16 protein-coding genes are annotated in these 20,831 nt (G+C 67.3%); 13 read left to right on the top strand and 3 right to left on the bottom strand.

The genetic code is table 11. From position 1 onward, the window contains the following. Window positions 1-200 precede the first annotated feature (200 nt). Entirely contained in the window at window positions 201-1,217 is a 1,017-nt protein-coding gene (locus LQ564_RS16915) for a LacI family DNA-binding transcriptional regulator (RefSeq protein ID WP_231059283.1), read from the bottom strand. Window positions 1,218-1,450: 233 nt separating this feature from the next. Here LQ564_RS16915 and LQ564_RS16910 point away from each other — a divergent pair, with 233 nt between their 5' ends. The 6 genes from LQ564_RS16910 (at window position 1,451) to LQ564_RS16885 (ending at window position 11,014) form a co-directional block, all read left to right on the top strand. Further along, entirely contained in the window at window positions 1,451-3,919 is a 2,469-nt protein-coding gene (locus LQ564_RS16910) for a TonB-dependent receptor (protein WP_231059282.1), read from the top strand. A 91-nt stretch (window positions 3,920-4,010) separates the two neighbouring features. Next, window positions 4,011-5,342 carry a GH1 family beta-glucosidase gene (locus LQ564_RS16905; RefSeq protein ID WP_231059281.1) on the top strand — a complete coding sequence of 444 codons (1,332 nt, stop codon included), beginning with the start codon at window positions 4,011-4,013 and terminating at the stop codon, window positions 5,340-5,342. Window positions 5,343-5,468: 126 nt separating this feature from the next. Next, entirely contained in the window at window positions 5,469-6,515 is a 1,047-nt protein-coding gene (locus LQ564_RS16900; RefSeq protein WP_231059280.1) for a glucokinase, read from the top strand. Then, a complete protein-coding gene (locus LQ564_RS16895; RefSeq protein ID WP_231059279.1) occupies window positions 6,502-7,839 on the top strand; it encodes an MFS transporter in 1,338 nt (445 codons plus the stop codon). The genes LQ564_RS16900 and LQ564_RS16895 overlap by 14 nt, the downstream gene beginning before the upstream one ends. Then, a complete protein-coding gene (locus tag LQ564_RS16890; RefSeq protein ID WP_231059278.1) occupies window positions 7,836-10,028 on the top strand; it encodes a heme-degrading domain-containing protein in 2,193 nt (730 codons plus the stop codon). The genes LQ564_RS16895 and LQ564_RS16890 overlap by 4 nt, the downstream gene beginning before the upstream one ends. After that, window positions 10,028-11,014: a Gfo/Idh/MocA family protein gene (locus LQ564_RS16885; protein WP_231059277.1), complete on the top strand. Its 987-nt coding sequence runs from the start codon at window positions 10,028-10,030 to the stop codon at window positions 11,012-11,014. Before LQ564_RS16890 ends, LQ564_RS16885 begins: the two co-directional genes overlap by 1 nt. Here LQ564_RS16885 and LQ564_RS16880 read toward each other — a convergent pair. Further along, window positions 10,996-12,771, bottom strand: a complete 1,776-nt coding sequence (locus LQ564_RS16880; RefSeq protein ID WP_231059276.1) for an ABC transporter ATP-binding protein — start codon at window positions 12,769-12,771, stop codon at window positions 10,996-10,998. The genes LQ564_RS16885 and LQ564_RS16880 overlap by 19 nt on opposite strands. A gap of 173 nt (window positions 12,772-12,944) precedes the next feature. Between LQ564_RS16880 and LQ564_RS16875 the strand changes: the two genes are divergently transcribed. From LQ564_RS16875 to mnhG, 7 genes are read left to right on the top strand one after another with little or no spacing between them, the layout of a single operon-like run. Next, window positions 12,945-13,820 carry a universal stress protein gene (locus tag LQ564_RS16875; RefSeq protein ID WP_231059275.1) on the top strand — a complete coding sequence of 292 codons (876 nt, stop codon included), beginning with the start codon at window positions 12,945-12,947 and terminating at the stop codon, window positions 13,818-13,820. 24 nt (window positions 13,821-13,844) lie between these two features. Continuing rightward, complete coding sequence (locus LQ564_RS16870) at window positions 13,845-16,766, top strand: monovalent cation/H+ antiporter subunit A (protein WP_231059274.1); 2,922 nt, start codon at window positions 13,845-13,847, stop codon at window positions 16,764-16,766. Beyond that, complete coding sequence (locus tag LQ564_RS16865; RefSeq protein ID WP_231059273.1) at window positions 16,766-17,110, top strand: Na+/H+ antiporter subunit C; 345 nt, start codon at window positions 16,766-16,768, stop codon at window positions 17,108-17,110. The genes LQ564_RS16870 and LQ564_RS16865 overlap by 1 nt, the downstream gene beginning before the upstream one ends. Further along, window positions 17,107-18,732, top strand: coding sequence for a monovalent cation/H+ antiporter subunit D (locus tag LQ564_RS16860; RefSeq protein ID WP_231059272.1), 1,626 nt, complete (start codon window positions 17,107-17,109; stop codon window positions 18,730-18,732). The genes LQ564_RS16865 and LQ564_RS16860 overlap by 4 nt, the downstream gene beginning before the upstream one ends. Further along, window positions 18,729-19,256 carry a Na+/H+ antiporter subunit E gene (locus LQ564_RS16855; protein ID WP_231059271.1) on the top strand — a complete coding sequence of 176 codons (528 nt, stop codon included), beginning with the start codon at window positions 18,729-18,731 and terminating at the stop codon, window positions 19,254-19,256. Before LQ564_RS16860 ends, LQ564_RS16855 begins: the two co-directional genes overlap by 4 nt. Next, the gene (locus LQ564_RS16850; RefSeq protein WP_231059270.1) at window positions 19,240-19,518 is read left to right on the top strand and encodes a K+/H+ antiporter subunit F; all 279 of its coding nucleotides are present in this window, start codon (window positions 19,240-19,242) and stop codon (window positions 19,516-19,518) included. The genes LQ564_RS16855 and LQ564_RS16850 overlap by 17 nt, the downstream gene beginning before the upstream one ends. Further along, window positions 19,515-19,916: a monovalent cation/H(+) antiporter subunit G gene (gene mnhG / locus LQ564_RS16845; RefSeq protein WP_231059269.1), complete on the top strand. Its 402-nt coding sequence runs from the start codon at window positions 19,515-19,517 to the stop codon at window positions 19,914-19,916. Before LQ564_RS16850 ends, mnhG begins: the two co-directional genes overlap by 4 nt. Here the strand turns inward: mnhG and LQ564_RS16840 are convergent, their stop codons facing one another. Then, window positions 19,917-20,741 carry an alpha/beta fold hydrolase gene (locus tag LQ564_RS16840; protein ID WP_231059268.1) on the bottom strand — a complete coding sequence of 275 codons (825 nt, stop codon included), beginning with the start codon at window positions 20,739-20,741 and terminating at the stop codon, window positions 19,917-19,919. It lies immediately after the preceding gene. Window positions 20,742-20,831 lie beyond the last annotated feature (90 nt).

Raw genomic sequence — 20,831 nt, 5'->3', positions numbered from 1 at the left:
TCCTTGTCTGGTCGGGCTCGCGCCCATGATTAAAACACTATTTAATAGTGCGCTACTTATATACTGGCAGCGCTCGGGTAGATCCTTGCCCCTGCTGCTGCCAATTCCTGAACTCGGAATCGATAATACATAGCGCGCTATCTAATTGCAAGCGATTTTATTCATTTCATGCGCCATGCATGAAAGGGGCACGCGCAAGCTCAAACACGCCGCACCGACTCCCGCACGATCAGGCTCAGCGGCGGCATCTCCATGTGCGGCTGCGCATGCCCCAGCATGCCCAGCATCATGCGGCCGATATTCGTGCCGACCTCGTACAGCGGCTGACGCACCGTGGTCAGGGGCGGCGTCGTGTACATCGAGCTGTGCAGGTCGTCGAAGCCGACGATCGAGATGTCGTCCGGCACCCGGATGCTGCGCCGGTACAGGGCGAGGCGCGCGCCATAGGCGGTCAGGTCGTTGCCGGCGAAGATCGCAGTGAAGCGCTGGTGCGAGGCAAGCAGCTGGTTCACCGCCAGCAGGCCGCCCGACTCCTGGAAGTCGCCCGCCACGATGAGTTGCGGATCGACCTCGATCCGGTGTTTCGCCAGGGTGTCGCGGTAGCCGGCCAGGCGTGCGCGCGCATCCTCGTGGTCGGCCGGGCCGGTGATCATGGCGATGCGGCGGTGCCCCTGCTCCACCAGGAAGTCGACCGCTTCGCAGGCGCCGCGGTAGTTGTCGAGGCCGAAGCTCAGCACCCGTTCGGCCGCCACCTTGCGCCCGAATGCCACGATCGGCACGCGGCGCGAGAAATCGAGGATCTGGCGGTCGCTCATGTTCCCGGTCAGGATGGCGACGCCGTCGACGCGGCGGCCGATCAGCAGCTCGACCCGCTCGGCCTCCTCGTCCGCATGCCAGTGGCCGCTCATGATGAGCAGGGCGTAGCCGGACTCCTTGACCGCATCCTCGATGCCGACCATGGCGCGATTGAAGTAACCGCTCTCGAGCGACTGGGTGAGCACGCCGATGGTGCGGGTGCTGCCCATCTTGAGGCTTTGCGCCAGGCGGTTCGGCTTGTAGTTGAGCTCCTCGATCACGCGCTCGATGGTGCGGCGCTTTTCATCCGACACCTTGGCGGTGCCGTTCAAGAAACGCGACACCGTGGCGGGGGATACGCCGGCGGCGCTTGCGACCTGGTTCAGGGTGGTGGTGCCGCTGCTGCTCTCGTCGTTCTTCATGAATGGGTATGCCGGTCGGGTGCGAGACCTGAGCTTAACACGCCATGAAAATCTTTCATAGCTTTTGCACCGGTGCAAACAGAACGCCTGTTCGTTAACTTTTTTAAAATTTCGTTTGACACCGACTCAGAAGCAGATTTAGCATGAAATCGTTTTCAAGATTTATGAAATCGATTTCTTGAAACGCCGGCACAAAAGCAATAAAACAAGATAATTCAAATATTGGAGACAACATGTACACCTCTGCACCGCAGCGTCGCGGCGTCACGCGCCGGAGTCTGACCCTCGCCCCTATTCAACTGGCCGTCCTGACCTTCGTCGCCGGCATCGGCAGCGCCTCCGCCCAGACCGCGGCCGACATGGTTCGCCCGGGCGACGCCACCAACCCGGCGGCCGCCACCAGCCCGGCCGCCACCCCTACCCCGGCCGTGAACAGCAACGGCATGGCCGAAGTCATCGTCACCGCGACCAAGCGCTCGACCTCGCTGCAGAAGACCCCGATCGCGATCACCGCCCTGTCGGCCGCGACCCTGGCCGACAACCACGTGCAGACCATGCTCGACGTGGTGCAACTGGTGCCCGGCTTCCAGGCCACCGCCCAGGGCGACCACGGCGTCACCACCATGACCCTGCGCGGCATCGGCAACGACAGCGCCAAGACCCAGTACGCCGACCCGGAAGTCGCCTCCTTCGTCGACAACATCTACTCGCCGCGCGCCGAGGGCGCCACCGCCCTGCTGTTCGACGTCGAGGGCATCGAGGTACTGCGCGGCCCGCAGGGCACGCTGTGGGGCCGCAACTCGACCGTCGGCGCGGTGAATATCCAGACCGTGAAACCGGAGCTGGGCAGCCGCGCCGGCTACATCGAAGGCGGCATCGGCGACTACAACCGCTATGGCATGCGCGGCGCGGTCAACATCCCGATCTCGGACAACGCGGCGCTGCGCTTCGCCGTGGTGCACGAGCAGCACGACGGCTATGTCGACTACCAGAAATTCCCGGGCGTGCCGGCCGAGCAGCAGCGCGCCGCCTATCTCGCCGCGGGCGGCGACCCGGCCAAGTTCCGCCTGATCAACCCGAACGACTTCGCCGTCGGCGACAAGAAGTACAACGCCCAGGACCAGAGCGCCGCGCGCCTGAGCCTCTTGTGGCAGATCACGCCAGGCCTGCGCTGGAACGTCGCCTACGAAAAATTCGACGACCGCGGCACCCCGAGCGCCAACCTGATGCAGACCCCGCGCCCCGGCCAGGACCACTGGTCGACCTTGAGCGACAGCGCGCCCTGGATCGACCGCACCAGCCACAACGTGCGCAGCCGCCTGAGCTGGGACATCGGCCAGGACATGGCCCTGCACTACGTGGCCGGCTATTCCAAGTACAAGGGCACGATGCGCTTCGACCAGGACGGCGGCGCCACCGTGCCCACCTCGGTCATCTCGGGCGCCAAGTGGCAGGAGCACACCACCACCGATTCCGACTACCGCAGCCACAGCCACGAACTGCTGCTGCAGTCGACCGGCACCCGCACCGTCGACTGGCAGACCGGCCTGTACTACGGCGCCGAGAAGAACAGCATCCGCTTCGACATCCCGGTCATGCTGGGCACCAAGGACAGCGGCAAGGTCGACTGGCAGGGTTCCTTCATCCAGCCGAAGGAGACCGTCGATTCGGCGGCCGTATTCGGCCAGGCCACCTGGAACGTGTCCGACCAGCTGCACCTCACCGGCGGCGCGCGCTACACCCACGACAAGCGCGAGAACATCGGCGGCCGCGCCTTTACCTGGGCCTACGATGCGACCGCGCCGCAGCTGCCGCTCAACCCGTCCATCGACCCCCGCGTGCAGCCGGGCTTCAAGGAAGACAAGCCGGGCAACGACGGCAAGTTCAGCGGCAGCAAGGTCACCTGGCTGGGCCGCATCAACTACGACATCAGCAAGGATCACATGGTCTACGCCAGCGTCTCGACCGGCTACAAATCCGGCGGCACGCAGGACCGCGGCCTGACCTACCAGCCCGAGACGCTGACCAACTACGAAGTCGGTTCGAAGAGCTCCTTCATGAACGGCGCCGTGAAGGTCAACAACGCCCTGTTCTACATGGACTTCAAGGACTTCCAGTTCAACTCGCCCGTGAACTTCTCGGACGGTAGCCGCGGCCTGTCGATCGAGAACGCCGACGGGGCCGAAGTCTACGGCCTCGAGACCGAAATCGCGGCGCGCCTGACCCCGGTCGACCGCCTGTCGGTCAGCTTCGCCCTGCTGAAGACCAAGCTGGGCGCGCTGGTCGCCGGCTCCAACGACTACACCCTGCCGAGCCCCTGCGCCGTCAAGCCGGAGTTCGACCGCTGCCTTGACGTCACCGGCAACACCCTGCCGCACGCGCCGCGCTTCTCGACCACGATCATGTACCAGCACACCTTCAACCTGGCCAACGGTGGCACCCTGATCCCGCGGGTGACGGCGCATTACGAGACCGACGCCGAACTCTCGGTGTTCAACTACGGTCCGGAAGACCGCCAGGAATCGTATGCGACGGCCGACCTCGGCCTGCGCTACCAGAACAAGGGCTGGTGGGTCGATGCCTTCGTTCGCAACGTGAACGACAAGAAGATCAAGACCAGCGCCTTCAACGGCTTCGGTCCGTGGCTGGCCCAGTACAAGCCGCCGCGCACCGTCGGCATCAACACCGGCTTCGATTTCTGAGCCGCCTGACGGCGGGCCACGGGACGTTCACTCGTCCCGGCCCGCCGATTTTTCACCCGCTTTTCCTTCACGCCCCATGACCCAACGCCCCATGTTCACCTCCGCTTTCGACAGCGTCCGCGACTTCCCGACCGACTTCACCTGGGGCGTGGCCACCAGCGCCTTCCAGATCGAGGGAGCGTCCCGCGCCGACGGCAAGGGCCCGTCGATCTGGGACACCTTCTGCGCCGATCCGCGCAACATCAAGGATGCCAGCGACGGCCACATCGCCTGCGACCACTACCACCGCTACCGCGAGGACGTGGCGCTGATGGCGAGCCTGGGCGTGGACGCCTACCGCTTCTCGATGGCCTGGTCGCGCGTCCAGCCGGACGGCAAGGGCGCCTGGAACGAGAAGGGCTTCGACTTCTACGACCGCCTGCTCGACGCCCTCCTCGAGAAAAACATCCGCGCCCACATGACGCTCTACCATTGGGACCTGCCGCAAGCCCTGCAGGATGAAGGCGGCTGGATGAATCGCGAGACCGCGCATCGTTTCGCCGACTATGCCTACGAAGTGACACGCCGCTTCGGCAAGCGCATCGAGGCGATCGCTACCCACAACGAACCCTGGTGCACGGCCAACCTCGGCTACGGCAACGCCCAGTTCGCGCCGGGCGTGCGCGATGTCAAACAGTCGATCCAGGTCTCGCACCACCTGCTGCTGTCGCACGGCCTGGCCATGCGCGCCATGCGCGCCATCGACAGCCCGGCGAAGCTCGGCATCGTCCTGAACCAGTGGACCGCCGACCCGGCCACCGACTCCCAGGCCGACCGCGACATGGCCGCCTTCGAATACGCGCGCTCGACCCAGTGGTTCATGGACCCGATCTTCAAGGGCCACTACCCGGAACTGGCCCTGCGCGGCCACGGCGCCAATGCGCCGGAAGTGCGCGAGGGCGACTTCGACATCATCCGGCAGCCGATCGACTTCCTGGGTTGTAACTACTACTTCCGCTCCTGGTGCAGCGCCGACACGCCGCCCAAGCCGATGCCGGGCAAGCACGGGTTCACCGACATGGGCTGGGAGATCTACCCGGAAGGCCTGCCCGAGCTGCTGCTGAAACTGAAAAGCGAATACGACCTGCCGCCGATCTACATCACCGAAAACGGCATGGCCGCGCCGGACGTGGTCGAGGGCGGCCAGGTGCACGACCTGCAACGCATCGAATTCGTGCGCAGCCACCTGGCGGCGCTGCACGCGGCGATGGCGCAGGGGGTCGACGTCAAGGGATACTTCCTGTGGAGTCTGTTGGATAATTTCGAGTGGAATTCGGGGTATGCGAAGCGCTTCGGGATCGTGCATGTGGACTATGCGACGCAGAAGCGCACGCTGAAGGACAGCGCGCTGTGGTATCGCGAATTTCTCGCAGCCCGCGCCTAATGCTCGTCGTTCCGGCGAAGGCCGGAACCCAAGTTCTGCCAGCGTATCGATACGCATGAAACTTGGGCACCGGCCTCCGCCGGTGCGACGGTCTCGCAGCTAACGGAAGAAGAAAAGGGAGGAGACATGCATAATTACTTAAATGGCCCCCGCCTGCTGGCCGACATCGGCGGCACCAATGCGCGCTTCGCGCTCGAAACCGGCCCAGGCGCCATCACGGCCATGCTCACCCTGGCCTGCGCCGACTACCCGCGCTTCGAAGACGCCGTGCACGCCTACCTGGCCCACTGCGCCATGCCGGTCCAGCACGCGGTCATCGCCATCGCCAACCCGATCGACGGCGACGCAGTCCGGATGACCAACCACCACTGGGCCTTCTCGGTCGCGAGCGCGCGCGCCGAGCTGAAACTCGACACCCTGCTGGTAGTGAACGACTTCACCGCCCTGGCCATGGCCCTGCCCGTGCTGGGAAGCGCCGACCTGATGCAGGTCGGCGGCGGCATCGCGCGCGCCGGCTGCGCCATCGGCCTGGTCGGCGCCGGCACCGGCCTCGGGGTCTCCGGCCTGGTGCCCAGCAACGGGCGCTGGGTGCCGCTGCACAGCGAGGGCGGCCACGTCGCCTTCTCGCCGCTGGACGAGCGCGAGGTCGACGTGCTGCGCTATTGCTGGCAGCGTTACGACCACGTCTCGGCCGAGCGCTTCGTTTCCGGCCCCGGCATCGCCCTGATCCGCGAGGCGCTGGCCGCCAGCCGCGGCGCGGCGCCGGCGCCAAGCTTGAGCCCGGCCGACATCGTGGCGCGCGCGCTCGCGGGCGGCGATACCCTCAGCCGCGAAGCCGTGGACTGCTTCTGCGGCATGCTCGGCACCGTGGCCGCCAATCTGGCGGTGACCCTTGGCGCGCAGGGCGGCGTCTACATCGGCGGCGGCGTGGTGCCGAAGCTCGGCGCGTACTTTGCAGAGTCGCCGTTCCGTGCGCGCTTCGAAAAGAAGGGCCGCTTCAGCGCCTTCACCGCACGCATCCCGACCTGGGTCATCGCCGCGCCCTATCCGGCCCTGAGCGGCGCCTCGGCGATCCTGGCCGACCACCTGGCCCAGCATCCGCCGGCGCAGGCGCGCCGTCGCCTGCGCGCCGTTCCTTATCCGCACACGGAAGCCGACCATGCGCACCGCTGAACCGTCACGCTCGCCGCTGCTGTGGGTCCCGACCGGCTACTTCACGATGGCGCTCGGCTACGTGATGCTCACCAGCGTCACCGCCATCATGTTCAAGAACCTCGGCATGGACAACGGCCGCGCCGCCCAGTATTCGAGCCTGTTGATCCTGGCCTATACCATCAAGCCGCTGTTCGCGCCGTTCGTCGAGATGTACCGCACCAAGAAGTTCTTCGTGCTGTGCGCGCAGGTCGCGATCGGCCTCGGCTTCGCCGGCGTCGGCCTGGCCCTCGGCCTGCCCGGCTACATGGGCATCCTGATGGCGGTGTTCTTCGGCCTGTCGTTCATCGGCGCGACCCAGGACATCGCCAGCGACGGCGTCTACGTGACTTCGCTCGACACCCGCGCGCAATCGCTCTACTGCGGCATCCAGAGCCTGTCCTGGAACATCGGGCCGATCGTCGCCTCCGGCGGCATGGTGTTCCTGAGCGGCTACCTGCACACGCAGGTGTTCGGCCACGACCCCAAGGTATTCGGTCCGGACTGGATCGACGCCTGGCGCATCATCTTCTTCCTCGCCGCCGGGATCACCCTCCTGATGGCGGTGTGGCACCTGCGCTTCATGCCGGAAGGCGCGCGCGCCGCCGACACGCCGTCCAGCGTGGGCGACGCCGGCCGCATCCTGCTGGATGCCTTCGTGACCCTGTTCCAGAAGCGCGGCGTGTGGCGCATGATCGCCTTCGCCTTCCTGTTCCGGCTCAGCATTGGCTTCCTCGAGAAGATCGGGCCCTTCTTCATGGTCGACCCGGTGTCGAAAGGCGGGCTCGGATTGTCGAACGAGATGCTGGGACTGATCTACGGCACCTACGGCCTGGCCGCCGTGCTGCTCGGTTCCCTGCTGGGCGGCTGGTACGTGGCGAAACGCGGCTTGAAATCGACCCTGTTCGTGCTGTGCTGCGCGGTTAACATCCCGAACGTCACCTTCCTCATCATGAGCATCTACCTCCCGAGCAGCCTGTTCGCCATCACGGCGGGCGTGGTGATCGAGAAGTTCTTCTTCGGCTTCGGTGCGGTCGGCTTCATGATCTACCTGATGCAGCAGCTCGCGCCGGGCAAGTACACCACCACCCACTACGCCTTCGGCACCGGGCTGATGGGCCTGTGCGGAATGGTCACGGGCATCGTCAGCGGACACTTGCAGGAGATGATGGGCTACGTCAGCTACTTCGTGTTCGTGATGGTGGCGACGATTCCCTCCTTCCTCGCCACCTGGTACGCGCCCTTCCACCATGACGACGGCAGCGCGCCGAGCGCGGACGGACAGGCGAAGGCGGTGCCGGCATGAGGCGCCTGCTCCTGGTGCTGTTGTGCGTTGCCGGCAGCGCCGCGGCCGGGACGCCGATCGTGAAAGTCAACCAGCTTGGCTTCCTGCCTGATGCGCAGAAGCTGGCCGTGGCGCCGCAATCCGCCGGCTCTCGCTTCGAGGTAGTGCCGGCGGCGGGCGGCAAGGCGGTGTTCTCCGGCGCCCTCGGTGCGCCGGTGAGGTGGGAAGCATCCGGCGAGACCGTGCGCATCGCCGACTTCAGCGGCCTCGTCGCGCCAGGGTCGTACCGGATCAAGGTGGAGGGCCTGCCGCTGTCGGATGCCTTTACGGTCAAGCCGGACAACTACCGCGCGCTGAGCGTCGCGTCGCTGAAAGCCCTCTACTTCAACCGCACCGCGATCGCACTGGCGCCGCAGTACGCCGGCGCCTGGGCGCGTCCGGCCGGGCATCCGGACGACAAGGTGCTGGTCCACGCCTCGGCCGCCTCGAGTACTCGCCCGGCCGGGACGGTGATCGCCGCCAGCCGCGGCTGGTACGATGCCGGCGACTACAACAAATACCTGCCCAGTTCCGGCATCACGACCTATACCCTGCTGGCCGCGTACGAGCACTTCCCGCGCTGGTTCGACAGGCTCGACGTGAACATCCCGGAATCCGGCAACGGCGTCCCCGACATCATCGACGAGGCGATGTGGAACCTCGCATGGATGCTGTCGATGCAGGACCCGGCGGACGGTGGCGTCTACCACAAGCTCACCAACCTGAAGTTCGATGCGATGGTGATGCCGCACCTGGCGCAGAAAGAACCGCGCTACGTGGTCGCCAAGAGCACCTCGGCTGCGCTCAACTTCGCCGCCACCATGGCCGCCGCCAGCCGCGTGCTGGCGCCGTACCAGAAGCAGTATCCGGGCACGGCGGCGAAGATGCTGGCGGCCAGCGAAGCCGCGTTCAAGTGGGCGCAGGCCAATCCGGCGGTCCTGTTCAAGAATCCGGCGGACGTCGTCACCGGCGAATACGGCGATGCGCGCGTGGACGACGAATTCGCCTGGGCCGCGGCGGAGCTCTACATCAGCACCGGCAAGGACAGCTACTACACGGCGCTGCAGCCGGAGACGGTGTCGAACACCTACCCCGCCTGGGACGACGTACGCGGCCTTGCCTGGACGTCGCTGGCCCATCACCGCGACCGCCTCACGCCGCTGGCCGACCGCACCTTGATCACCGCCCGCGTCGACGGCCTGGCAGCACGCCTCGCGAATGAGTGGCGCACGTCCGGCTACCGGGTGCCGATGCGGGCATCCGACTTCGTCTGGGGCAGCAATGCCGTCATGCTGAACCAGGCCATGATGCTGCTGCAGGGTTATCGGCTGAACGGAAAACCGGAATACCTGCAGGCGAGCCAGTCGGCGCTCGACTACGTCCTGGGCCGCAACGCCCTCGGCCAATCCTTCGTCACCGGCTTTGGCGCGCGGCCGTCCATGCATCCGCACCACCGGCCCTCGCAGGGCGACAGCGTGGCCGCGCCGGTGCCGGGCTGGGTCACGGGCGGCCCGCAGCCCTTCCAGCAAGACAAGGCCGAGTGCCCGCCCTACCCGAGCACCCTGCCCGCCCTGTCCTACCTCGACCACGTGTGCAGCTTCGCCAGCAACGAGGTCGCCATCAACTGGAACGCGCCGCTGGTCTACGTGACCGCGGCGCTGTCCGAACTGACGCCGAAGGCCACCACCGCGATGCACACCAATTCGCCCCTCGACCTGCTGCGCCGCCAGGAACAGCTGCTGCAATTCGACCGCTTCGGCAACGACATGGCGCTCGACATCGGCCTCAGGCTGGTGGAGCGGGCAAAAGCCCGGAAGCAGACCGTCAGCGTCGAGATCGCGCGCAACGGCCAGGTGCTGTTCGCGCATGGCATGGAAGGCGCGCCGCGCGACCACGCCGACTGGATCCGCCGCAAGAGCAACCTCGCCAACCGCACCGGCCACAGTTCCTTCTTCATCCACACGCAGGCGGTGCTGGACGGCCTGGACTACGACGCCATTCCAACCTTCGATCCGCGGGAGTATGCTGCACATGGCGGCGCCTTTCCGGTCGTCGTGCGCGGCACCGGCCAGGTCGGCACCATCACGGTGTCGGGCCTGCCGGGGCCGGAAGACCACCAGCTGGTGGTGGACGTGCTGAAGGATTACCTGCAAGTGAAAGGGGAGATCTGATGAGCGATACGGTACGCTGGGGCATCCTGGGTACGGGCGGCATCGCGCGCGCGTTTGCGCTCGGCCTGAAGCATGCGCCGGGAGCGGTGCTGGCCGCGGTCGGCTCGCGCACCCTGGACAGTGCGCAAACCTTCGCCCGCGAGCTGGACATCGAACAGGCCTACGGCTCCTACCAGGCGCTGGCCGACGCGCCGGACGTCGACATCATCTACATCGGCACGCCGCATCCCATGCATGCCGAGAACGCCCTATTGGCGCTGGGCGGCGGCAAGGCGGTCCTGTGCGAGAAGCCTTTCACCATGAACCGGGTCGAGGCCGGCGAAGTCGTGGCGCTGGCGCGCGCCAAGGGCCTGTTCCTGATGGAGGCGATGTGGACGCGCTTCATGCCGGCGCTGGCCGAGGTCAAGCGCATCATGGCCTCGGGCGAGATCGGGACCATCACCCAGATGCACGCCGACTTCGGCTATTCGGCCACGCTCGACCCGGAACACCGCGTCAACAAGCTCGAACTCGGCGGCGGCGCCCTGCTCGACCTCGGCATCTATCCGCTGTCGATCGCCTGCGCCCTGCTGGGCAACGTGGACAGCGTGCGCGCGCAAGCCGTGTTCACCGACACCGGCGTCGATGCCACGACCGCCTTCACCATGAAGCACAGCGGCGGCACGCTGTCGGTCTGCAGCTGCTCGATGCGGGCGCGCTCGGCTTCCGAGCTGATCGTCTCCGGCACCAGGGGCAGCATCCGCATGCGCCGCATGTTCCACTTGGCGGAGCGCATCACGGTGGAGCTGATGGATGGTTCCTCGCGCACCATCCCGACGCCCTGGCTCGGCAACGGCTACACGCATGAGGCCATCGAAGCCGGCCGCTGCCTGCGCGAAGGCTTGCTGGAACATCCGTGGATGACGCTGGACGACAGTTTGACCTTGATGGCGCTGCTGGACGACATCCGTTCCCAGATCGGGCTGCGTTATCCGTCCGATGCGTGATCCGTGGTGACCGGCACCGGCCGCTCGCCGATCTGCTGGCGCCACATCGCGTAATACAAGCCCTTCTGCGCCACCAGCGCCTCGTGCGAGCCGGTCTCCACGACGCGCCCCTTCTCCAGGACGTAGATCGTGTCCGCATGCATGACGGTCGACAGCCGGTGCGCGATCAGGATCGTGATCTGCGTCGCGCGCGCCGAGATCTGGCGCACCGTATTCGTGATCTGCTCCTCGGTCAGCGAATCCAGCGCCGACGTGGCCTCGTCGAAGATCAGCAGGCGCGGCTCGCGCACCAGCGCCCGCGCAATTGACAGGCGCTGCTTCTCGCCGCCCGACAGCTTCATGCCGCGCTCGCCGATGACGGTGTCCAGCCCCTCGGGCGACTTCGCCAGCAGCTTGAGGCAGGAAGCCTGCTCCATCGCCGCCATGATCTGGGCGTCGCTCGCATCCGGCTTCACGAACAGCAGGTTGTCGCGGATGGTGCCGGCGAACAGGTTGGTCTCCTGCGTCACGAAACCGATCTGGCGGCGCGCCTCGTTGTAGCGCAGGTCTTCGGTCGAGATCTCGTTGTAGTACACCTTGCCGCGCGCCGGCGTGTACAGGCCGACCAGCAGCTTCACCAGGGTCGACTTGCCCGAGCCGGACGGACCGACAAAGGCCACGGTCTGGCCGAGCGAGGCGGCGAACGACACGTCCACCAGCGAATCCTCCGGCGCGCCCTTGTGGCGGAAGCCCACGTCGGCGAAGCGGATCTGGGTCAGCGCGCCGATCTCTACGAAATCCTGCGGCCGGCGCTCGATCGGCTTGTCCATCAGCGTGCGGAAGTTGAGCAAGGACGCCTCCACCTCGCGATGCGCGAGGATGATGTTGCCCAGTTCCTGCAGCGGCGCGAAGATCGCCACCGAGATGAACTGCATCGCGATCAGTTCCCCGGTCGAGAGCACGTGGCGGAAGATCAGCCACAAGAGCGCGAACAGGATCGCCAGCCTCAGGAGGCTCAGGGTGCTGCCCTGTAAAAAGGAGAGCAGGCGGATGCGCTTCACCTTCTGCATCTCGAGTTCGAAGATGCTGTCGGTCTGTTCGCGCAGGCGGCGGATCTCGGTGAAGGTCAGGCCCAGGCTCTTGATCAACTCGATGTTGCGCAGCGACTCGGTGATGAAGCCGGAGTTGCGGTTGGTCTCGCGCACGATCGAGCGCTGCTGGGTCTTGATCTCGCGGCTCAGTAATCCGGTGAGGCCGCCCAGCACCAGCACCCCGACCAGGAACACCGGCACCAGCAGCCAGTGCTTGGTCACCGCATACCAGACCAGGAAGGAGACGCCGACGATCGAGGCGAACACCGTATTGATGAAGGTATTGATGAAGCGCTCGCTGTCGGCGCGCACCTTCTGCAGCAGCGACAGGGTCTCGCCGCTCCTCAGGTCTTCGAACTCCTGGTACTTCAGGCGCAGCACGTGGCGCAGGCCGTCGTTGAAGATCGCCACGCCGAGGCGCTGCACGGTCAGGCGCGTCACGTATTCCTGCAGCGCCTTGGCCAGGCGCGAGAGCAGGGCGACCAGCACCGCGAGGCCGAGCAGGCGCAGCACGCCGGAAACCAGTTCGTCATCGGTCCTGGCGCCGGGGTTCAGCGCATAGTCGTCGATGATCTTCCCGAAGATGATCGGGTCGACCAGGTTCAGGACCTGCGCCACGCCGGCCAGCAGCAGGGCGAGGGCGGCGAGGCGCCAGTGCGGGCGCAGGTAAGTCCAGAGGATGTGCATGCCGCCATGCTACCAAGCCGGCCCGGGCCGGCGCGCACGTCCTCATGCCATCGGGTCGAGCACTGCCCGTGGCGCGCCACTGATGAGTTGACCCGGGGTAACGCGTTGCCGTAATCCATGTAAAAAAAGTAAAGTGGACGCATTTGCCACTTTGCCAAGGCATGGAGAGACGCGTGAACGACAGCACCCGCGGGCCCTCGCCCCAGCGCCTGCTGCTCGCCACGGACCTGTGCGCGCGCTGCGACCGCCCACTGGACCGTGCGAAGCAGCTGGCCAGCGAATTCCAGTCCGACCTGCACGTCCTGACCGTGCGCGAAGGCCCGCGCACGCCGGACGAAGTCGCGTCCTGGCTCGAGCGCGACGGCGCCCCCCAGGGTTTCGAACTGGCCGCGCGCCGCGAGCTGGACGAGGAATTCGCGGGCAGCGGATTGTCGCCGACCCTGCAGGTGGTCGAGGGCGACGTGACCGACGCCATCCTCGAGGTGGCGGGCGGCATGGACGACGCGCTGGTGCTGACCGGCGCGTCGAACGAAGACAGCTTCCAGCGCCTGATCCTCGGCTCCACCGCCGAGCGTCTGGCCCAGGACCTGGTCCACCCGCTGCTGGTGGTGCGCCAGCGCACCCGCGGGCCGTACGCGCGCATCCTCGTGGCGAACGATTTCTCGCATGCCGCGCGCCAGGCCCTCGAGACCGCCGCGCGCCTGTTCCCGGGCCGCCGCATCGTGCTGTTCCACGTGCTGGAAGAACTGGCCGAGCCGGTCGCCGGCGCGGTGCAGGACGCGCTGGAGGCGAGCGAACGCTTCCTCGACACCTGCATCCTGCCGACGGAGGCGCGCGCCGCCGTCGCCACCTTCATCGGCCACGGCAGCCTGACCGACACCCTGCCGCGCTACGTGCGCGACGAAGCGATCCAGCTGGCGGTGCTCGGCATCCACCCGCAATCCGGCATGGCGCGCATGTTCATGGGCAGCCGCAGCGAAGACCTGCTGCAGCAGCTGGCCTGCGACACGCTGCTGGTGCGCAGCCGGAAGGACAAGGACGATGGCTGACCGCGCCCTGCCCGGGGAGCGCTGATGCTGCTCCTGCTCGTCCTCCTGCCCTTCGGCGCCGCCTTCATGGCGGCCTGCATGCCGTCCGGCTCGCGCCACCGGCCGGCCGCCGTCTCCGCCCTCGCCACGCTGGCGGCGCTGATCCTCGCCGCCGCCCAGTTCGACCCCATCGCCGCCGGCGAAGTGCCCAAGGAATACCACCCCTGGCTGCCCACCTTCGGCCTCGACATCATCCTGCGCATGGACGGCCTGGCCTGGGTCTTCACCATGATGGTGCTCGGCATCGGCGTGCTGGTGCTGCTGTACGCGCGCTACTACATGTCGAAACGCGACCCGGTCGCGCGCTTCTACGCCTGCATCATGGCCTTCATGGGCGCCATGCTGGGCGTGGTCCTGTCCGGGAACCTGATCCAGCTGGTGGTGTTCTGGGAGCTCACCAGCGTCACTTCTTTTCTGCTGATCGGCTACTGGCAGGAGCGCAACGACGCCCGCCGCGGCGCGCGCATGGCGTTCACGGTGACCACCATCGGCGGCCTGTGCATGCTGGCCGGGATGCTGCTGCTCGGGCAGATGGCGGGCAGCTACGAACTCGAGAAGGTGCTCGCGGCCGGCAACATCATCCGCGCCCACGACTGGTACCTGCCGGCGCTGGTGCTGGTGCTGCTGGGCGCCCTGACCAAGAGCGCGCAGTTCCCCTTCCACTTCTGGCTGCCGCATGCGATGGCGGCGCCGACGCCGGTCTCCGCCTACCTGCATTCCGCCACCATGGTGAAGGCCGGCGTGTTCCTGCTGATGCGCCTGTGGCCGGCCCTGGCGGGCACCGAGGCCTGGTTCTGGATCCTCGCCGGCGCCGGCGTCTGCACCCTGCTGATCGGCTCCCTGTTCGCCATCTTCCAGCACGACATGAAGGGGCTGCTGGCCTATTCGACCATCAGCCACCTCGGCCTGATCACGATCCTGATGGGCATCGGCACGCCGCTGTCGGTGGTGGCGGCCATCTTCCACACCATGAACCATGCGGTGTTCAAGGCTTCGCTGTTCATGGCGGTCGGCATCGTCGACCACGAGAGCGGCACCCGCGACATGCGCCTGCTGCGCGGCCTGCGGCGCGCGATGCCGCACACGGCGGCGCTGGCCATCGTCGCCAGCGCGGCGATGGCCGGCGTGCCGCTGATGAACGGCTTCCTCTCGAAAGAGATGTTCTTCGCCGAGACCATGATCGTCGGCGGCCTCGATAATTGGTGGATGTCGGTGGTGGCTGTCCTCATGGGCATATTCAGCGTGGTGTACTCGCTGCGCTTCATCAGCGTGTTCTTCGGACCGCTGGCGCGCGACCTGCCCGAGACGCCGCACGAACCGGCGCGCTGGATGCGGGTGCCGATCGAGTGCCTGGTGCTGCTGTGCATCGCGGTTGGGGTGATGCCCGAGCGCGTGATCGGGCGCATCCTGGAAGTGGCGGCCGGCGCCGTGCTCGGTCCCACGCTGCCCGAGTACAGCCTGGCGATCTGGCACGGCGTCAACCTGCCGCTGATGATGAGCGTGGCTGCCCTGGGCGGCGGCGTGCTGGTCTACCTGCTGCTGCGTAACCGCTTCGAACTGCGCGAGCGCGACCGGGTGCCGCTGCTGCACCGCCTGAAGGGCGCGCAGATGTACGAATCGACCATGCTGGCCTTGTCGTCGGGCGCGGCCTGGCTGCTGCGCGTGACCGGCACCCGGCGCCTGCAGCCGCAGCTGCTGGTCCTGATGTGCGCGATGGTCGCGGTGCCGCTGCTGCTGGCGCGCCCGGTGCACGACCTGGTCACGCCCTCTCTGCTGGACGCCGACCCGCTGTTCGCCATGCTCTGGCTGATCGGGGCCGGCTGCGCCGTGGCCGCGGCCTGGCAGGCCAAGTATCACCGCCTGACGGCGCTGGCGCTGGTGGGCGGCACCGGCATGGTCACCAGCATCACCTTCCTGTGGCTGTCGGCGCCCGACCTGGCGCTGACCCAGCTGATGGTGGAAACCGTGACCACGGTGCTGATCCTGCTCGGCCTGCGCTGGCTGCCGCCGCGCTTTCAGCCGGAGTACCTGAAGGGCCGTCTCCCTCTCGGCTCCTGGCTGCGCCGCTCGCGCGACCTGCTGGTGGCCGCCTTCGGCGGCCTCGCGCTGGCCGCCGCCAGCTACGCGGTCCTCACCCGCCCCGGCCCCGCGTCCCTGCGCGAATTCTTCGTGGCGCACGCCCTGCCGGAAGGCGGCGGCGCCAACGTGGTCAACGTGCTGCTGGTCGACTTCCGCAGCTTCGACACGATGGGCGAGATCACCGTGCTGTCGGCGGTGGCCCTGACCGTGTATGCGCTGCTGCGCCGCTTCAGGCCGGCGCCGGAAAGCATCGCGATTCCGATCCAGCAGGCGAGCGACGTCGACCCTGCCGTCAGCCAGAAGCCGGCGCGCCAGGCGCGCGACGGCTACCTGATGGTGCAGGCGGTCTACCTGCGCCTGCTGCTGCCGGTGATGGGCGTGATCGCGGTCTACTTCTTCATGCGCGGCCACAACCTGCCGGGCGGCGGCTTCGTCGCCGGCCTGATCTTCGCCACCGCCCTGATCGTGCAGTACATGGTGGCCGGCACCGACTGGGTCGAATCGCACCTGCGCCTGCGGCCGCACCGCTGGATTTGCCTCGGCCTCTTGTGTGCCTGCGGCACCGGTATCGGCGCCTGGCTGTTCGGCTACCCCTTCCTCACCAGCCACACGGCCCACCTCACCCTGCCGCTGCTGGGCGAGCTGCACCTGCCCTCGGCCTTCGTGTTCGACCTCGGCGTGTTCCTGGTGGTGGTCGGCACCACCATGCTGATCCTGGTGGCGCTGGCCCACCAGTCGCTGCGCAGCCGGCGCATGCCGGGTGCCGCCGCCAGCGCGCCGCGCAGCACCAGCCTGTCCTCGCTCGCCCCGACCAAGGAGATCCAGTAATGGAAGCCGCGCTCGCCATCGCCATCGGCATCGTGTTCGGATCGGGCATCTGGCTGATCCTGCGTCCGCGCAGCTTCCAGGTCTTGACCGGCCTGATGCTGATGTCCTACGCCGTCAACCTGTTCATCTTCGCCATGGGGCGCCTGAGCGTCGACCGCCCGCCCCTGACCCCGGCCGGCACGCCGCCCGATCCGGCGCTGCTGGCCGACCCGGTGCCGCAGGCCCTGGTGCTGACCGCGATCGTGATCGGCTTCGCCACTACGGCGCTCTACCTGGTGGTCATGATCGGCGCGCGCGGCCTGACCGGCACCGACCACGTGGACGGGGAGGAACCAGGCGAATGAACCTCGACTGGACCCGCCACCTCGTGATCCTGCCGGTGCTGCTGCCGCTGCTGTGCGGCGCGCTGCTGGCGCCGCTCACCCAGGGCCGGCATCGATTGAAGTTCGCCGCCAGCTACGGCGCCGCGCTGCTGCTGCTCGTGAATGCGCTGGCGCTGGTCTATTTCAGCGACGGGCAGTGGTCGGGAAGCGTGGGGGTCTACCTCGCCGCCAACTGGGCCGCGCCCTTCGGCATCGCGCTGGTGGCCGACCGCCTGTCGAGCATGATGCTGGTGCTGACCGCCGTGCTGGCCCTGTGCGCCCTGCACTACGCCCAGCCGCGCTGGAGCCGCATCGGCGTGCACTTCCACTCGCTGTTCCAGTTCCTGCTCATGGGGATCAACGGCGCCTTCCTCACCCACGACCTGTTCAACCTGTTCGTATTTTTTGAAGTGATGCTGGCCGCCTCCTACGGCCTGGTCCTGCACGGCTACAACGTGGCGCGCCTGCGCGCCAGCATGCAGTACATCGCCGTCAACCTGGTCGCCGCGCTGATGTTCCTGATCGGCGTGGCGCTGATCTACGCCACTACCGGCACCCTCAACATGGCCGACCTGGCCGCGCGCGTGCCAGGCCTGGCGGGGCCGGATGCGGGCCTGCTGCGCACCGGGGTCGCGGTCCTGGCCCTGGCCTTCCTGGTGAAGGGCGCGATGTGGCCGCTCGGCTTCTGGCTGCCGACCACCTATGCGGCCGCCTCGCCGCCGGTGGCCGTCATGCTGGTGTTGATGACCAAGGTCGGCGCCTACGTCATCCTGCGTATCTGGCTGCTGGTGTTCGGGATGGAGGCCGGCCCGGCCGCCCACTTCGGCTACGACGCCCTGCTGTGGGGCGGCATGGCAACCATCGTGTTCGGCGCGGCCGGCATGCTGGCCACCGACACCGCCGGACGCATGGCCGGCTATGCGGCCATCGTCTCCTCGGGCACGCTGCTGGCGGTGATCGGCTACGGCGAGCCGCTCCTGGTCACGGCGGGCCTCTACTACTACCTGGCGTCGACGATCGCGATCGCCGCCTTCGTGCTGCTGATCGAACTGGTCGACCGCATCCGCACGCCGGGCGCCGCGATGCTGGCGCTGACCATGGAAGCGTATGCGGTCGAGGACATGCCGGCCGAACCGAAGGGCAAGGGGGTGCCGGCCGCGATGGCCTTCCTGTCGCTCGCCTTCGCGGCCTGCTCGCTGACGATCGCCGGCCTGCCGCCGCTGTCCGGTTTCGTCGCCAAGTTCGGCATGTTCCACGCGCTGCTGCAGCCGCACGCGGATGGCGGCGCCATCGGAGCGACCGGCTGGTCGCTGATGGCCCTGGTCATCCTGTCCGGCCTGGTCGCCATCGTGTCGCTGATGCGCTTCGGGGTACGCACCTTCTGGGCCACCGAGACCGTCGGTCCGCCGCGCCTGCACACGGCCGAGGTGATGCCGGTGGCGGCGCTGCTGGCGGCGTCGGTGGTGCTGACGATCCAGGCGCAGCCGGTGTTCTCGTATCTCGCGCGCGCCGGCGCGGACATCCACAATCCGCGGCTCTACATCGATGCGGTGCTGGGCACGGCGCCGGTGCCTGGGCCGGCAGCGCAGGAGGTGGCGCCATGACGCCCTGGCTGCCCTATCCCTTCGTGTCGCTGCTGCTCGGCGCCCTGTGGCTGCTGCTGAACCAGGCGATCGATCCGGCCAACCTGCTGTTCGGCGCGCTGCTCGGCGTCGCCATCCCCCTGCTGACGCGCCGCCTGCAGCCGCTCGGCTATCCGCGCCTGCGCAAGCCCCTGGTGTTCCTGCGCCTGATCGGGATGGCATCGAGGGAGGTGGTGCGCTCCTGCTTCAACGTGTGCCGCATCATCCTGTTCCGCGACTACCAGACCGTGCGCGCCGAATTCATGCGCGTGCCCCTGACCCTGCGCGACCCCTACGGGCTGGCCATGCTGTCCTGCCTGATCAACATGACGCCGGGGACGGTGTGGGTCGAGGTCCTGCCGGAGACGCACGAGCTGTCGCTGCACGTGTTCGACCTGCACGACCAGCAGTGGTGGATCGACACCATCAAGGACCGCTACGAGCGGCCGCTGATCGAGATATTCGAATCGGAGTCACCGGAGAATGACCATGCAAACCCTGCTTGAACTGTCGATCGGCTACGCCCTGGTATGCGTGCTGGTGGCGATGGCCTTCTGCGCCGTGCGCCTGCTGCGCGGCCCCTCGGCGCACGACCGCGTGCTGGCCCTGGATACCTTGTGGATGTGCGGGATGCTGCTGGCGCTGGTGCTGGGCATCCGCTTCGGCACGCAAGTTTATTTCGAGGCGGCGATCCTGGTCGCCCTGGTCGGCTTCGTGTCGACCATTGCGATGGCGAAGTTCCTGATGCGCGGGGAGATCATCGAATGAAGGGCGTCGACACCATTCCCGCCTGGGCCGCATTGCCGGTGGCGCTGCTGCTGGTGCTGGGCGCCAGCATCATCCTGACCGGCGCACTGGGGCTGCTGCGGCTGCCGACCTTCTACCAGCGCATGCACGGGCCGGCCATCACCATCACGCTGGGCGCCGGCTGCCTGCTGCTGGCGTCGATGCTCTACTTCACGGTGGAGCAGTCGCGCCTGGTGATCCACGAATTGATCATTTCTCTGTTCCTGCTGCTCACCGCCCCGGTGGTGGCGATGACGATCATGCGCGCCGCCGTCTACCGCGACCTGCGGGCGCGCAAGCACGACGCGGGGGCGACGGCGGGCAAGGTCTACATCATTCCCGAGGAGCCGGACGACAACGTCCCCGAGACGCGGCCGTGATCAGCTTTTCAGGAAGTCCAGCATCAGCGCATTGAGTTCCTGCGCATGGGTGGCCGCGAAGCCGTGCGGCGCGCCCTTGACGACCTCCAGCCGGCTGCCGGCGATCAGCGCGTGCGAGCGCTGGCCGGACACTTCGAGCGGCACGATCTGGTCCTTGTCGCCATGCGCGACCAGGGTCGGGATGTCGAACTTCGCCAGGTCGGCGCGGAAGTCGGTGGCGCCGAAGGCGACGATGCACTGCTGGGTCGCCAGCGGCGAGGCTTCCCAGGCCAGCCACTTGCTGAAGGCGAGCAGCTCGCGGCCATCCTTGCCGTCCGGGTCCAGGTTGTAGAAGCCGGGGAAGAAGTCGCCCAGGAAGGCGACGCGGTCCTGGCGCACGCCGTCGAGCATGCCGTCGAACACCGACTTGTCGACGCCTTCCGGATTGTCGTCGGTCTTGAGCAGGAAGGGCGGCACCGCGCCCAGCAGCATGGCTTTGGACAGGCGCGAGGTGCCGAATCGGCCGATGTAGCGCGCCACTTCGCCGCCGCCCATCGAGAAGCCGGCCAGGGCCACGTCGCGCAGGTCGAGCTGGGTGATGATCTCGTTCAGGTCGATGGCGAAGGTGTCGTAGTCGTAGCCAGCCGTCGGACGGCCGGACTGGCCGAAGCCGCGGCGGTCGTAGGCGATCACGCGGTAGCCGGCTTCGGACAGGGCGGTGATCTGCGATTCCCACATGCGGTGGCTGAGCGGCCAGCCGTGGATCAGCACGACGGGCTGGCCCTTGCCTTGTTCGTAGTAATACAGCTCGGTGGCGTTGGCGCCGGAGGTCTGGATGCGGGGCATGGGTGTCCTTTCGATCTGGTGGGTACGTTGGGCGGGAACTGCTCGGCTGTAAAGTGTAAACGCTCGTCGGCAAACGCCTCGCACGCAAGC

Source organism: Massilia phyllostachyos (assembly GCF_021044825.1).
Lineage (GTDB): Bacteria > Pseudomonadota > Gammaproteobacteria > Burkholderiales > Burkholderiaceae_D > Telluria > Telluria phyllostachyos.
This window is presented reverse-complemented; position numbering and strand designations above follow the sequence as displayed.